The organism is Niveispirillum sp. FG148, from assembly GCF_057809655.1.
On the sequence record NZ_JBMDKJ010000024.1, the window covers coordinates 1 to 14,006 of the forward strand.

Below are 14,006 nucleotides of genomic sequence, written 5' to 3' on the forward strand. Positions count from 1 at the left end.
CCTTGATGCCCTCGTGGGCGTCGGAAATGACCAGCTTCACGCCCTTCAGGCCGCGCCGTTTCAGCTTGCGCAGGAAGTCGGTCCAGAAGGTTTCGGCCTCCGATGGGCCGATATCCATGCCCAGCACCTCGCGGCGCCCGTCATTATTGACGGCCATGGCGATGGTCACGGCCACCGACACCGTGCGCTTGTCCTGGCGGACTTTCACATAGGTGGCGTCGATCCACAGATACGGCCAATCGCCCTCGATCGGCCGTTCCAGGAAGGCCTTCACCCGGTCATCAATATCGGCGCACAGCCGGCTCACCTGGCTCTTGGAGATGCCCGACATGCCCATGGCCTGCACCAGATCATCGACGGAGCGGGTGGAGATGCCCTGGATATAGGCCTCCTGGATCACCGCCGTCAGCGCCTTCTCCGCCATGCGCCGGGGTTCCAGGAACCCTGGGAAATAGCTGCCTTTACGCAGCTTGGGGATGCGCAGTTCCACCGTTCCGGCCCTGGTTTCCCAGTCCCGCTCCCGGTAGCCGTTGCGCTGAACCAGCCGATCCGCAGACCGTTCGCTATGCCCGGCACCCGTCAGCCCCTGGACTTCCAACTCCATCAACCGCTGCGCGGCAAAGCCGATCATTTCCCGCAGAACATCCGCGTCAGCACCCTTTTCCAACATGCTGCGCAGTGCCATCATCTCATTGGTCATCGTGGTCACCCTCGGTTGGGGATTGTTGTGGTGACCAGACTTTACCGAAGAACCACGATGACCGCCCGCCGGGGCAGACCCTCCACCCGGCTACGCCGACCTCCAGGTCTGACCCGGCGCCAGCGCTCCTACACCACGCACGGGGACGTGATCCGGTCATGCTCACCCAGAGTTTGTCCGGTTTACGTTGAAGCATATTCTCCCGTCATCCCCGCGGAGGCCCATTGAGGCTAACTTAGTCAATTGCACCTTCCCTGCCTCCCCCGCGAAAGCGGGGGGCCAGGGGCCAAGGGCACCGAGATCTAGATCTTGTGGCCCCTGGATCCCCGCTTTCGCGGGGAAGGCACCTCATTCCAGGGGGCTAAATTAGCGCTTATATGCCTTCGCTGGGATGACGGAAAATGGGTGATTCGACCTTATAGTCTCCACTGCCCGTTAGGACACATGCCTCAGCCCCGCGCCTTCAGCGCGCGGCGATGCTTGTGCAGCAGCGGTTCGGTGTAGCCGCTGGGCTGTTCCACGCCCTTGAGCACCAAGTCACAGGCGGCCTGGAAGGCAATGGAGCCGTCGAAATCCGGCGCCATGGGGCGGTAGGCCGGATCGCCTTCATTCTGCTTGTCCACGACGGCGGCCATGCGCTTCATGACGGCCAGCACCTGATCTTGGGTGCAGACCCCGTGCAGCAGCCAGTTGGCGATATGCTGGCTGGAAATGCGCAGGGTGGCGCGGTCTTCCATCAGGCCGACATTATGGATGTCCGGCACCTTGGAACAGCCGATGCCCTGATCGACCCAGCGGACGACATAGCCCAGAATGCCCTGGGCATTGTTCTCCAACTCCTCGTTGATTTCCGCTTCCGACCAGTTGACGCCGCGGGCCAGCGGGATGGTCAGGATGTCGCGCAGGGATGCGCGGGGCCGGCTGGCCAGTTCGGCCTGACGGGCGGCCACATCGACCTGATGATAGTGCAGGGCATGCAGGGTGGCAGCGGTGGGCGAGGGGACCCAGGCCGTGTTGGCGCCGGCCATCGGGTGGCCGATCTTGGTCTTCAGCATGTCGGCCATCCGGTCGGGCATGGCCCACATGCCCTTGCCGATCTGGGCATGGCTGCGGAAGCCGGCAGCCAGACCGTTATCAACATTCCAGTTCTCATATGCCGTGATCCAGGCCGACGCCTTCATGTCCGCCTTGCGGATCATGGGGCCGGCCTGCATGGAGGTGTGCATCTCGTCGCCCGTGCGGTCCAGGAAGCCGGTATTGATGAAGCAGACCCGGTCCTTGGCGGCGCGGATGCATTCCTTCAGGTTGACGGTCGTGCGCCGCTCCTCGTCCATGATGCCGATCTTCAGGGTGTGGCGGGCCATGCCCAGCACATCCTCGATCCGGTCGAACAGATGGCTAGCGAAGGCCACTTCCTCCGGCCCGTGCATCTTGGGCTTCACGATATAGACCGAGCCGGCGCGGCTGTTGGACAGGCCGCCCGTGCGGCGCAGATCATGCAGCGCGATCAGGCTGGTGACGATGCCGTCCAGGATGCCTTCCGGCACCCAGGACCCATCCTCCAGCGTCACGGCATCAATGGTCATCAGGTGACCGACATTACGGATGAACAGCAGCGACCGGCCATGCAGCGTCACCGTGCCCGTGCCATCGGCGGCCGTGTAGACGCGGTCGGGGTTCAGGGCGCGGTCCATGGTGCGCCCGCCCTTTTCGAAGGTCGCCGTCAGGTCGCCCTTCATCAGGCCCAGCCAGTTGCGATAGACGGTGACCTTGTCGGCCGCATCCACGGCGGCGATGCTGTCCTCGCAATCCATGATGGCGGTCAGGGCCGATTCCAGCACGATGTCAGCGACACCGGCCGCATCGCCCTTGCCGATCGGGTGGCTGCGGTCGACGATGATGTCCAGGTGCAGGCCATGATGGGTCAGCAGGATGCTGGACGGTGCCGCCGCGTCGCCCAGATAGCCCTTGAACTGCGCGGGATCCGCCAGGCCCGTCACTGACCCGTCGGCCAGCGCCACGGCCAGGGCACCGCCCACCACGCTGTAGCCCGAAGCGTCCTTGTGGCTGCCCGTGGCCAGCGGGGCGGACTGGTCCAGCACCTCGCGGCCCTTGGCGATGACGGCGGCCCCGCGCACGGGATCATAGCCTTTGGCCCCGGGTGTGCCGACATCGCCCAGCGCGTCCGTGCCATAGAGCGCATCATAGAGGCTGCCCCAGCGGGCATTGGCGGCGTTCAGGGCAAAGCGCGTGTTCATCACCGGCACGACCAGCTGCGGCCCCGCCACCTGGCTGACCTCCGGATCGGTATTGGCCGTGGTGATGGCAAAGTCCGGCCCCTCCGGCAAAAGATAGCCGATATCGCGCAGGAAGGTCTCATAGGCCTCCGGATCGATATCCTGGCCGCGGCGGGCGATGTGCCAGCCGTCAATCTTGGCCTGCAGCGCGTCACGGCGATCCAGCAGGCGCCTGTTCACCGGGGCAAGGTCGCGGAACAGGGAGGCAAAGCCGGCCCAGTAGGCAGCGGGTTCCACGCCGCTGCCGGGCAGCGCCTCTTCCGTGATGAAGCGGTGCAGTTCGGCATCAACCTTCAGGCCATGGACATCGATATAGGCGGACATGGACATATTCCCTGGTGGCATGTTCGTTGTCATCAGGGGTAACAGGCCGATTGGCGCAGCGCAACAGGTCGTGGAAGACTTTCCACGATGTGGAAAGTCCGGCGCCACTATGCTATCAACAAGGTCTCACTGTCCCCGAAATGGTCATCACATGCCCAAAGCCAAACCTGATAATGCCGCCAAGGATGCCGAACGCAGCGGCAATGTGCAGGTGCTGGGGCGTGCCGTTGCCATCCTGAACCATCTGGCGCAGGCCGACAGCGGCGCCAGCCTGACGGAGGTGGCGAACGGTGTCGGGCTGGCGGCATCCACAACGCACCGCCTGCTGACTTCTTTGGAATCCGAACGATATGTGCGATTCGATGCGGAGACCAAGCTCTGGTCCGTGGGCGTGCAGGCCTTCATCGCCGGCAATGGCTTCCTGCGCACGCGCGATGTGGTCCGCATGGCCCGCCCCCATATGCGCAGCCTGATGGAAGCCAGCGGCGAAACAGTCAATCTTGCCATCGAGGATCAGGGGGCGGCCGTCTATCTGTCACAGGTGGAATGCCGTGAGATGATGCGCACCTTCGCCCGGCTGGGCGCGCGCGTGCCCATGCATTGTTCGGGTGTGGGCAAGGCGCTGCTGTCGGCGCTGGACGATGCTGCGCTGTCACGTCATGTCGCCCGGCATGGACTGGCGCAGATGACAGCCCGCACAGTGACCAGTCTGGCCGACCTGAAAGCCGATCTGGCCGGAATCCGCGCCCGCGGCTATGCCATCGATGACGAGGAGCACGCGGTGGGGCTGCGCTGCGTCGCGGCGACGGTGTTCAATGAACATGGTGATCCGATCTATGCCGTGTCGCTGTCGGGCCCGATGGCCCGCATTACCGACCTTCGGATCGCGACATTGGGAGCCCTGGTGCAGCAGGCGGCGGATCGGATCATGCGCGACATTGGCGGCACCCCGTCCGACCGAATGACATTGTCCACATGATGGAAGGGCACCGCACCTTAGTCCGTTCGCCATAAAGCACAGTGCTTAAAGCCTGAAGAGGCGGCAACGCGCTATCATGGTGCCGAGAAGGGGCCGAAGCTGCCATGCAAGGTCGCATACATGGGTGTTGAACAAAGAATTCTGGTCGTCGAGGACGAATTCCTGATTGCCATTCATGTCGCCGACATGATGGCCGATCTTGGATTCGCGGTGGCCGGACCTGTCGGCAATGTGGATCAGGCACTGGCTTTGATCTGCGAGGACCATATTGACGGCGCAATCCTGGATGTGAATCTTTCGGGGCAATTGGTTTTCCCCTTGGCCCAGGCATTGGCTGACCGCGACATACCATTCATCCTGACCAGCGGGTATGACACCAGCGGGTTGCCGGTGGAGTGGCGGAACCGTCCGCATTTGCGTAAACCTGTGGTGGAAAGTGATCTGGCGCGATTGGCCGTGGCCACCTTCCGGGGCGGCCGGGCATAGCAGATAGGGGACCTGTGCCCAGCCGCCTTCAGCCTTGGGGTAAGGAATTTGGCACGCATCCTTCTGGTTGAAGACAGCCCGACCCAGGCGTTGCGCCTGCGCCTTCTGCTGGAGGACGAGGGGTACGAGGTCGGGCAGACGGCCAGCGCCGAAGAGGCCTTGGCAGAACTGAACCGTGCCCCCCCGCACCTTCTGATCGTGGACCATCACCTGCCGGGGCTGCAGGGGGCGGACCTTTGTCGCCTCATCCGGTTGCATGTTGCCACCTTGTCCATGCCGATCCTGATGCTGACGGCCGACGAGACGCCGTTGCGGCAGCGGGAGGGGCTGGACAGTGGCGCCGATGATTTTCTGCCGAAATCCACCGATCCGACCCTGCTGCTGCTGCGGGTGGCCCAACTGCTGCGGCATGCACAGCGCGATGTCGATGTGGGCCTGCTGCCCCCTCCGCATTTTCGCCCGCCCCGCGTGTTGATAGCGGGTTTCCCGGTCGGGCAGGAGGTGGAACTGCGGGCCCTGCTGTTGGAGGAAGGCTGTCTGGCCGACCATGTGGACAGCGCCGCCGCGGCTCTGGCGCTGCTGCGCAAGACCCTATTCGACGCCGTCCTGGTGGCCGACAATCTGCCGGACATGGACGGGATGTCGCTCTGCACCCGCTGCGGGCAGGAGGCGATTGGTCATCCGTCGCTGATCCTGGCGCATGGGCACGGCGCCGGGCGAGAGGTGATCCAGCAGATTCTGGCCGCCGGCATCGACGATCTGTTCCGGGTCGATGAGCTGGCGCCGCTGCGCGCCCGTTTGCGCGCGCTGCTGCGTCGGCGCTTTCTGGAAGAGCAGAACCGGCGGCTGCTGGCGGATTTCCGGGCGCGGGAAGGTCGGGCATTGCGGTTGGAGGCAGAACGCAATGCCGCCCGCACCCGGGCGCAACTTGCCGACCAGTTGGCCTCGGCCAATCGCCGGCTGGCCGATCAGGCATTGATCACGACGACCATCACCCGCAATGTCCCGGCAGGTCTGGTCCTGACCGACGCGGAGGGAACACCCACCTATCTCAATCCGCCCGCCATGGCGATGTTGGGAGGGGATCTTCCGGGGACCACCTTGTTCGACCGCCTGGGACTGCCTCTGCTGCCCGACGTGCCGATCCCGGCCATCGCGGAGCAGGCAGCGGCCCTGACGGCACCGGACGGGCGCCATGTGCCCGTGCTGTTCTCCATCACGCCCCTGGATAGCGACCAGGGACCGTCCGGGGCCGTCATCCAGATTATCGATGTGACGGAACGCCGGCAGGCGGAAGAGCGCCAGGCCCTGCTGATGGCCGAGCTGTCGCACCGTGTGAAGAACACGCTGGCGACGGTAATTTCGATCGGCAGCCAGACCCGGCGCCGACATGGCGACATCGCCGGTTTCTGGTCATCATTCGAGGGGCGGCTGCGGGCCTTGTCGGAAACGCACAATCTGCTGGCCGACCATTTCTGGGAATGGGTGCGGTTGGACCAGATTGTCCGGCACGAGGTCACGCCCTATGCGCAGGAGGCCAGCGACGTCTCCCTGTCGGGCCCCGCGATCGAACTGCGGCCCAAGGCGGCGCTGGCCCTGGCACTCGTCTTCCACGAACTGGCCACCAACGCGGCCAAATATGGGGCCTTCTCGCAGATGGGCGGCAAACTGGACGTCAGCTGGTCGCTTCGCCGCGACCATGGGCAGGGCGAGACCGTCAGTCTGGACTGGAAGGAAAGTGGTGGTCCAGATTCCCGGCCCGACGGCGCCTCAGGCTTCGGGACGACCCTGATCCGTCGCTCCATCGCCTATGAGCTTCAAGGGCGTTCGGTCATCCATTTCGAACCGGCTGGCCTGCACTGCCATCTGGAATTCCCCCTGGACGACGCCATCCGGCATCGGGTGCCTTCGGAAGGGTGAAAAGCAGGGGCGGTGTACGCCGTCAGGCCGCCGGTGCCGTTGTCAGCTTGGCCGCGTGCCGGGTCGCCGCATCCCAGCCTGTCGGGGCCAGATCCAGCATGGCGGTCAGCAGACCGGTGGCATGATCGTGATCACCGTTGATGATTGCCATTTCAAGGTCACTCGCCAGATGCTGGATCTGGCGCAGACCCAGATTGCCGGCCAGGGAGATCATGCTGTGCGCCTCGCGCCGCAGGTCATCCCATTTGCCATCGCGGCGTAGACCCTCCATGCGGCTGACCCTCTCCCGGCCTGTGGCGATGAAACGGCTCAACAGCTGGGCCAGTTCATCGGCATCGGTGAAGGCCAGGAGCCCATCCAGGGCCTGGGGGTCCAGAACCGGGTGTCTCTCATGCGTTGAAGCCGCCGTGGCGGCAGCGGTGTTCATGATGTCTTCCTTGTTTGCTGTGGGGTCGGCGGGCGCAGGCGCGTCGTGACCGCTGGGCATGGCGTCGGGCGTAGGGGCCGTGTCGCGCACGCCGGCCCAACGGGCAGCCACCTGCAACAAAGTCATGGGGTCGTAGGGCTTGGACACATAATCGTCCATTCCCGCTTCCAGATAGCTTTCGCGCATGCCGACCATGGCGTTGGCGGTCATGGCGATAATCGGCGTGCGCTGATTGCCGGCCTGGGTTTCCTGGGTGCGGACCAGACGCGTCGCTTCGATCCCGTCCATACCCGGCATCTGCACATCCATCAGGATCAGGTCATAGCGGCAGGCGGCGGCAGCGGCCACCGCCTCCATTCCATCACCGACCAGATCGACGCCATAGCCGTCACGTTCCAGTATCAGACGGGCTACATTCTGGTTGACCAGATTGTCATCGACCACCAGGACCCGTCTTCCCCGCCCCCGCCCTGCATCCAGCACGGTGGCCATATCCGCCATCTGTTCGCCGCCGCTGAACAGACGGCCCAGCATGTCGCGCAAGCCCTGCAGGCGGACGGGCTTTGACACCACCGCGTCGAAAATGTCGGCCGCGGGGTCGCCCGCATCCAGCCCGCCGGCTGAGGTGACCAGCACCAGTTTCAGGCTGGCGAAATTGGGATGGTTACGAAGCCAGCCGCCCAGCGTGTCGCCGGCCATGCCGGGCATGGTGTGGTCGACCAGGATGACGTCGGGACAGGTATCCTCCTTATAGGCGCGGTCCAGTTCGGCCAGGGCGGCGGAGCCGCCATTGACCGGTATGGGCTTCATGCCCAACTGTTCCAGCTGCCGCGTCAGGATGCGCCGGTTGGTTTCGACATCGTCGATGACCATGACGCGCAACCCTTTCAGCCGCGCGGGGATATCGGTCTTGTTGGGCAGGGGGGCCGCCGCCGCCGGCAGCGGGACATTGAACCAGAACCGGCTGCCCTCGCCTGGAGAGCTTTCCACATGGATGTCGCCATCCATCAGTTCGACCAGTTGTCGACAGATGGTCAGGCCCAGCCCCGTACCACCGAACCGCCGGGTGATGGAATTGTCAGCCTGGTGGAACTTCTGGAACAGCCGCTCCAGGTGATCCGGGGTCATGCCGATGCCCGTGTCGGTGACCGTGAAGCGCAGACGCGTCGTGCCTTCGGGTGCCGGGCCCCCATCGACCGTGGGCCGTACATCGATCGCGACGCGCCCTTCATCGGTGAATTTTACGGCATTACCGGCCAAATTCAGCAGGATCTGGCGCAGCCGCGTGGGGTCGCCGCGATAGGCCCGGTTGATGGCGGGATCGACATAGGCGGACAGCGTAACGCCCTTCTGGCGCGCACGGGGGGCCAGAAGGGCCACGACGCCGTCGATGATCTCCTCCAGCGGGAAATCGATGCTCTCCAGATCAAGCTTGCCCGCCTCCAGTTTGGAGACGTCCAGGATGTCATTGATGATATAGAGCAGGGCATCAGCGCTTTCGCGGATGGTTTCCGCGAACGCGCGCTGTTCCGCCGTCAACGGCGTGTCCAACAGCAGCCCCGTCATGCCGATGATTCCGTTCATCGGCGTGCGGACCTCGTGGCTCATGTTGGCCAGGAACTCGGACTTGGCCAGATTGGCGCGCTCCGCCTCGCCCCGCGCGGTTTCCGCGGCGGCAGCTGCTGCCTCCGCCACACGCCGGGCACGATCCAGGTCGGCCGCCAGCGCCTGCAGGCTGTCCGCCTGATCACCCAACCTGTCGCGGGCGGCGCGGAGTTCCTGTTCCTGTGTCACACGCTCGCTGACGTCACGGGTGGCGGACACGATGCGCTGACCGGCCAGCGCATCGGCGGCCAGGGCAAAGGCGGTCTCCACCCAGATCCAATGGCCGTCGCCATGGCGGACGCGGTAGGTGACGGGCGGGCAGGGCATCCCCGCCAACAGGATCGAAAGGGACCGTTCGATCGTTTGGACATCCTCTCCATGGACGCGGTCCAGAGGATTCCCGCCAACCAGCTGTTCAGGGGCATAGCCCAGCATCCAGCCAGAGGTCGGAGAGACATAGAGATAAGTGCCATCCAGCGCATGCAGTGCCACGACGTCACTGCTCTGCTCTGACAAAAGCCGGTATTGGGCGTCGCGTGTGGCCAGTTCCGCGGTCTGCCGCTGCAGGCTGGCGGCCATGTCGTTCACTGCCTGGGCCAGGACACCGATTTCGCCCGGTCCTGTCGTCGCCCGCAAAGACAGTTCCCCTCGGCCCAGGCGTTGTACTGTGCTCAGCAGCTGCCGCAATGGCTCCAGCACCGTCCGCGACAGGCCCAGATAGAGGATGAGATTGGCCAGAACGCTGAGCGCGATGACAATCGCCATATGTCGGCGGAATTCAGCTGCCGCCGCAGCCAGGGCCTGTTCAAGCGGATAGGAGACGATGATGCGCATGCTGCTGCCGCTGACGGAAGCGAAACCCATCAACCGGGCCGTCTGGTCCAGGCCCGGTCCCTGCCAGGTGCCGGTATCCTGCGCCATGGCAGCGCGCACGAAAGGTGTGGCGGACAGATTTGTACCGTTCAGTTCGGCAACCGCTGGATAGCGCGCCAGCAAGGTGCCGTCGCTGTCCAGTGCGATCAGTTCCGCACCCGGCACCGATGCCAGGGCGCGGCCGGCGACGGAATCCAGCCAGTCCAGCAACAGGCCGGCCAGCGCGACCCCGACAACCTGACCATCGTCGTTCAGGATGGGCTGTGCCTGAACCATGATCGACCGCCCGTTGACCTTGGACCGCAGATAGCCGCTGGTCACGGGCCGGCCGGTGGCGACGACCTGTTGGAAGTACTCACGATCACCAAGATTGATCTCGTCATCCTCCGCGGCGGTGGAACAGCGGATGGAGCCGTCCGGGCGGGCGACGAAGATGTTTGATATCCATGGCTGCGTTCCCTTCAGGGTTTGAAGGGTGGTGGCGCATTCCTGGACTGATTGCATGGAAACGCGGGTGGCGGCGATGCGGACCAGCCGTTGCTGGGTCAACATCAGCTCTGTCTGCTGAGCTGCGGCGAAACGGGCGATATCCTGGGCCCGGATCATCGACTGCTGTTCGGCATCCACCTGACGCGCACGGTTTTCCAGCAGCAGAATAAGGGACAGCGCGGCAATGACCGCCGCCACCAGGAAGATCAACCGTGCCCGTAAAGAGAGAATCTGTAACGCCATTCCCGGTCCGCGCTTTGATCCGTCGCAAAAGCCCGCTGACAGATGAAGCGAGCATACGACGACTGGCCATTTCGCAGAAGGGTGCCGATCCGGAACCGAGACGGTTCATTGGGATAGGCGGTTCGTCGCCGTGAACTGACACAGAATTTAACACATTTTCAGCGAAGGGTTGGATGGCCTTCGGCGTATAAGGTTGGTCGAGAACCTGCTCACCTGTCTGAAGCCGAGAAATGCATTCCCAGAACGCCTTGTCATCAAAGCCCGCCGCGGGCCCCACGGGCCGTCGGCGTAAGCCATTTCTGTTTCGGCGCGGGCCTGTGCTGGCCATTGCCGGCATCGGTGTCGCCCTCTTTGCAGCATGGTGGTTCCTGGGGCGGTCAGGTTCGGCCGAGGAGGCCGCGCAATATCTGACGGCGACCGTCGATCGCGGCGCGATCGAGGACAACGTGACCGCTGTCGGCAATCTGCAACCGCGCGACTATGTTGATGTCGGCACGCAGGTTTCCGGCCAGCTGCGCAAAGTCTATGTGGAAATCGGTGAGGCCGTGACGCAGGGCGAGCTGCTGGCCGAGATTGACCCGACCGTTTACCAGACACGGGTTGAAGCCGATCGCGCCCAGCTGGAAAATCTGGAGGCGCAGCTGCTGCAACGGGAGGCGGAACTGGCGCTGGCCCAGCGGCAATTTACGCGGCAGAAGAACCTGCTGGCCGAGAATGCCACCAGCGAGGACAGTTTCCAGACAGCCGACAAGACCCTGCGCGCTGCTGAAGGGGCGGTCAAGGCCATCAAGGCCCAGATCCGCCAGACCAATTCGACCCTGCGCGGGGACGAAGCCAATCTGGGCTATACCAAGATCTATGCTCCCATGTCGGGCACGGTCGTTTCCCAAAATTCCAAGCAGGGCCAGACCCTGAACGCCAACCAGCAGGCGCCGATCGTGCTGCGTATTGCCGATCTGTCGGTGATGACGGTGACGACCCAGGTGTCGGAGGCCGATGTCTCCCGGCTGAAGATCGGCATGCCGGCCTATTTCACCACCCTGGGCCGTCCGGATCAGCGGTGGCGCGGGACGCTGCGCAAGATCAACCCGACACCGGAAACCGTGAACAATGTTGTGCTCTACAACGCTCTGTTCGATGTGGAGAATCCCAACGGCGATCTGATGACGCAGATGACGGCGCAGACCTTCTTCGTGGTCGCCGCCGCTGACAATGTGATCCGGGTGCCCGTTTCGGCCTTTCAGCGACCGCAGGGCCGGCCGGGGATGGGGATGCCGGGGCAAAGGCCCCCCAGTGGCCTGCCGGGCCCGCAGACGGGTGGCGGCCGGCCGCAGGGCGAAGGCGCTGTCGGCGCACCGCCACAGGATGCGCCGCGCATGGCGGCCGATCAGGCGCCCGGCAATGCCGAAGCGACCCGTCGGCCGCGCGAGGGCGGCCCCGATGGCAATGGCCACCAGCGGCCGCGCATGGTCCAGGTCCTCAAGGCCGATGGCACCTTGGAGGAACGCCGGATCATGATCGGGGTCAGCGACCGCGTGAATGCCGAGGTGGTTTCCGGCTTGCAGGAAGGGGAAACCATCGTCGTCGGTCGCAAGCCGACGGCTGCGCAATTGAAGATTCAGCAGCAGCAACAGCAGCAGAACATGCAGCGCATGCGTCCGCCGGGGATGCTATGAGCAAGCCGCAGTCGAGAGGGGAGGCGACACCGCTTATCGAGCTGGTGGACGTCACCAAAACCTATTCCAGCGGCGAGCTGGCCGTCCAGGTGCTGAAAGGCGTCTCGCTGAAGATCTACCCCGGCGAGTTCGTGGCCATCATGGGGGCCTCTGGGTCGGGCAAGTCCACCTTGATGAATATCCTGGGCTGCCTGGACCGGCCGACGACGGGGCAATATCTGTTCGATGGCCGCGACGTGTCGACCTTTGACCGTGACATGCTGGCGATGCTGCGGCGCGAGGCCTTCGGCTTCGTGTTCCAGAGCTACAACCTGATCCCGATGAGTACGGCCGCCGAGAATGTCGAGGTGCCGGCCATCTATGCCGGCATGTCGCGCGATGCCCGCCATCGGCGGTCCGTCGAGCTGTTGACGGCGCTTGGCCTTGCCGACCGCATGGATCACCGGCCCAGCCAGTTGTCCGGTGGCCAGCAGCAGCGCGTTTCCATCGCCCGTGCCCTGGTCAATGGTGGTCAGGTCATCCTGGCCGACGAACCGACGGGCGCGCTGGACAGCCGCAGCGGCGAGGAAGTGATGCGGCTGCTGACCGATCTGGCCGCCCGCGGACACACCGTCATCCTGATCACCCATGACCGGGACGTGGCCAACAATGCCCGACGGCTGGTGGAGATCAAGGACGGCCAGATCGTGGCCGACGGGCCCACACCGCATGCCATCGAGGACGGCCCCGTCGCCCCCGTTCCCGCCCGCACCATCGCGGTGCCGGAACAGGGTGACGACAGTGACTGGAACCTGGGGGAGGTGATGGAAGCCTTCCTAATGGCGCGCCGTGCCCTGTCGGCCAATCTTTACCGTACCGTTCTGACCCTGCTGGGTATCGTCATCGGCGTGGCCTCCGTGGTGACCATGCTGGCGGTGGGCAACGGGTCGGAAAAGGCCATGGTCGAAAAGATCAGCGCCATGGGCACCAACCTGCTGGTCATACGTCCCGGCGCCCCCGGCCAGCGCAACGCCAACGGTGTCGCCACCTTGGTCCCCGACGATGTCACGGCGGTGGCCAAGGTGCCCAACGTCGTCGTTGCCGTCCCGGAATATAATGGCAGCATGACGGCACGCGCCGGCAATCTGGACTATCAGACCACGGTAACGGCGACGAGCCCGGATGTGCAGCTTTCCCGGTCCTGGGAACCAGCCAGCGGGGTCTTTTTCGACAAATCGGCATTGGATCAGTACCAGCCGGTGGCCGTGCTGGGCCAGACAGTGGTGAACAACCTGTTCCCCGGCGTTGATCCCATCGGCAAATATATCCTGCTGCGCAATGTGCCATTCCAGGTGGTCGGTGTCATGTCGCCCAAGGGCGCCAATCCGGGCGGTCAGGATCAGGATGACGTGGTGTTCGTGCCCCTGACCACGGGCAGCTATCGCCTGTTCGGTCAGCGTAATCTGCGATCCATGACCGTGCTGGTGGACGATCTGTCCCGCATTGACGAGACGCAGGCCCTGATCACCACGCTGCTGACGACACGTCATCAGTCGGAAGATTTCCAGATCCGTAACACGGCTTCCTTCATCGACACGCTGTCGGCGATGCGTCAGACCATGACCATCCTTCTGGGATCGATCGCTGCCATCTCGCTGCTGGTCGGTGGCATCGGGGTCATGAACATCATGCTGGTCAATGTGACGGAACGGACGCGGGAGATCGGCATCCGCATGGCAACGGGTGCCCGCGCCCGGCACGTCATGCAGCAATTCCTGCTGGAAGCGTTGCTGGTCTCCGCTCTGGGTGGTGTCATCGGCGTCGTGCTGGGTATCGCTGTCTCACTGTTCCTGACCGTGTTCAGCGTCGATATCCAACTGACCGTGCCGCCCATGATGCTGGCATTCAGCTGTGCTTTCGCCACCGGCCTGATCTTTGGCTATGCGCCCGCGCGGCGTGCGGCTTTGCTCGACCCCGTCGTGGCTTTGGCCGCCGACTGACCTTTTCC

The 14,006-nt window shown here is 64.2% G+C and carries 8 protein-coding genes; 5 read left to right on the top strand and 3 right to left on the bottom strand.

Annotated features, from left to right (window positions below):
- On the bottom strand, window positions 1-700 hold a 700-nt coding region (locus ACODTW_RS20845; protein ID WP_488948006.1), incomplete at its 3' end, for an IS256 family transposase.
- A 449-nt stretch (window positions 701-1,149) separates the two neighbouring features.
- Window positions 1,150-3,321 (bottom strand): malate synthase G, encoded by a 2,172-nt coding sequence (locus ACODTW_RS20850; protein ID WP_488948007.1) that lies wholly within the window; start codon window positions 3,319-3,321, stop codon window positions 1,150-1,152.
- Between the two features lie 151 nt (window positions 3,322-3,472).
- On the opposite strand from ACODTW_RS20850, the gene ACODTW_RS20855 reads away from it, so the two are divergent.
- From ACODTW_RS20855 to ACODTW_RS20865, 3 genes are all read left to right on the top strand, one after another.
- The gene (locus ACODTW_RS20855; protein WP_488948008.1) at window positions 3,473-4,300 is read left to right on the top strand and encodes an IclR family transcriptional regulator domain-containing protein; all 828 of its coding nucleotides are present in this window, start codon (window positions 3,473-3,475) and stop codon (window positions 4,298-4,300) included.
- 120 nt (window positions 4,301-4,420) lie between these two features.
- Complete coding sequence (locus ACODTW_RS20860; protein WP_488948009.1) at window positions 4,421-4,786, top strand: response regulator; 366 nt, start codon at window positions 4,421-4,423, stop codon at window positions 4,784-4,786.
- A 48-nt stretch (window positions 4,787-4,834) separates the two neighbouring features.
- Window positions 4,835-6,706, top strand: a complete 1,872-nt coding sequence (locus ACODTW_RS20865; RefSeq protein ID WP_488948010.1) for a response regulator — start codon at window positions 4,835-4,837, stop codon at window positions 6,704-6,706.
- Between the two features lie 22 nt (window positions 6,707-6,728).
- Here ACODTW_RS20865 and ACODTW_RS20870 read toward each other — a convergent pair whose 3' ends face one another.
- Window positions 6,729-10,343: a response regulator gene (locus ACODTW_RS20870; protein WP_488948011.1), complete on the bottom strand. Its 3,615-nt coding sequence runs from the start codon at window positions 10,341-10,343 to the stop codon at window positions 6,729-6,731.
- A 230-nt stretch (window positions 10,344-10,573) separates the two neighbouring features.
- On the opposite strand from ACODTW_RS20870, the gene ACODTW_RS20875 reads away from it, so the two are divergent.
- On the top strand, window positions 10,574-12,019 hold the full coding sequence (locus ACODTW_RS20875; protein ID WP_488948012.1) for an efflux RND transporter periplasmic adaptor subunit: 1,446 nt from the start codon (window positions 10,574-10,576) through the stop codon (window positions 12,017-12,019).
- Window positions 12,016-13,998 (top strand): MacB family efflux pump subunit, encoded by a 1,983-nt coding sequence (locus ACODTW_RS20880; RefSeq protein WP_488948013.1) that lies wholly within the window; start codon window positions 12,016-12,018, stop codon window positions 13,996-13,998. The genes ACODTW_RS20875 and ACODTW_RS20880 overlap by 4 nt, the downstream gene beginning before the upstream one ends.
- Window positions 13,999-14,006: the final 8 nt, after the last annotated feature.

Excerpts from the sequence above, each read along its gene's own strand:
- ACODTW_RS20850 (WP_488948007.1), bottom strand. The coding sequence starts at position 3,321 with ATGTCCGCCTATATCGATGTCCATGGCCTGAAGGTTGATGCCGAACTG.
- ACODTW_RS20855 (WP_488948008.1), top strand. The coding sequence starts at position 3,473 with ATGCCCAAAGCCAAACCTGATAATGCCGCCAAGGATGCCGAACGCAGC.
- ACODTW_RS20860 (WP_488948009.1), top strand. The coding sequence starts at position 4,421 with ATGGGTGTTGAACAAAGAATTCTGGTCGTCGAGGACGAATTCCTGATT.
- ACODTW_RS20870 (WP_488948011.1), bottom strand. The coding sequence starts at position 10,343 with ATGGCGTTACAGATTCTCTCTTTACGGGCACGGTTGATCTTCCTGGTG.
- ACODTW_RS20875 (WP_488948012.1), top strand. The coding sequence starts at position 10,574 with ATGCATTCCCAGAACGCCTTGTCATCAAAGCCCGCCGCGGGCCCCACG.
- ACODTW_RS20880 (WP_488948013.1), top strand. The coding sequence starts at position 12,016 with ATGAGCAAGCCGCAGTCGAGAGGGGAGGCGACACCGCTTATCGAGCTG.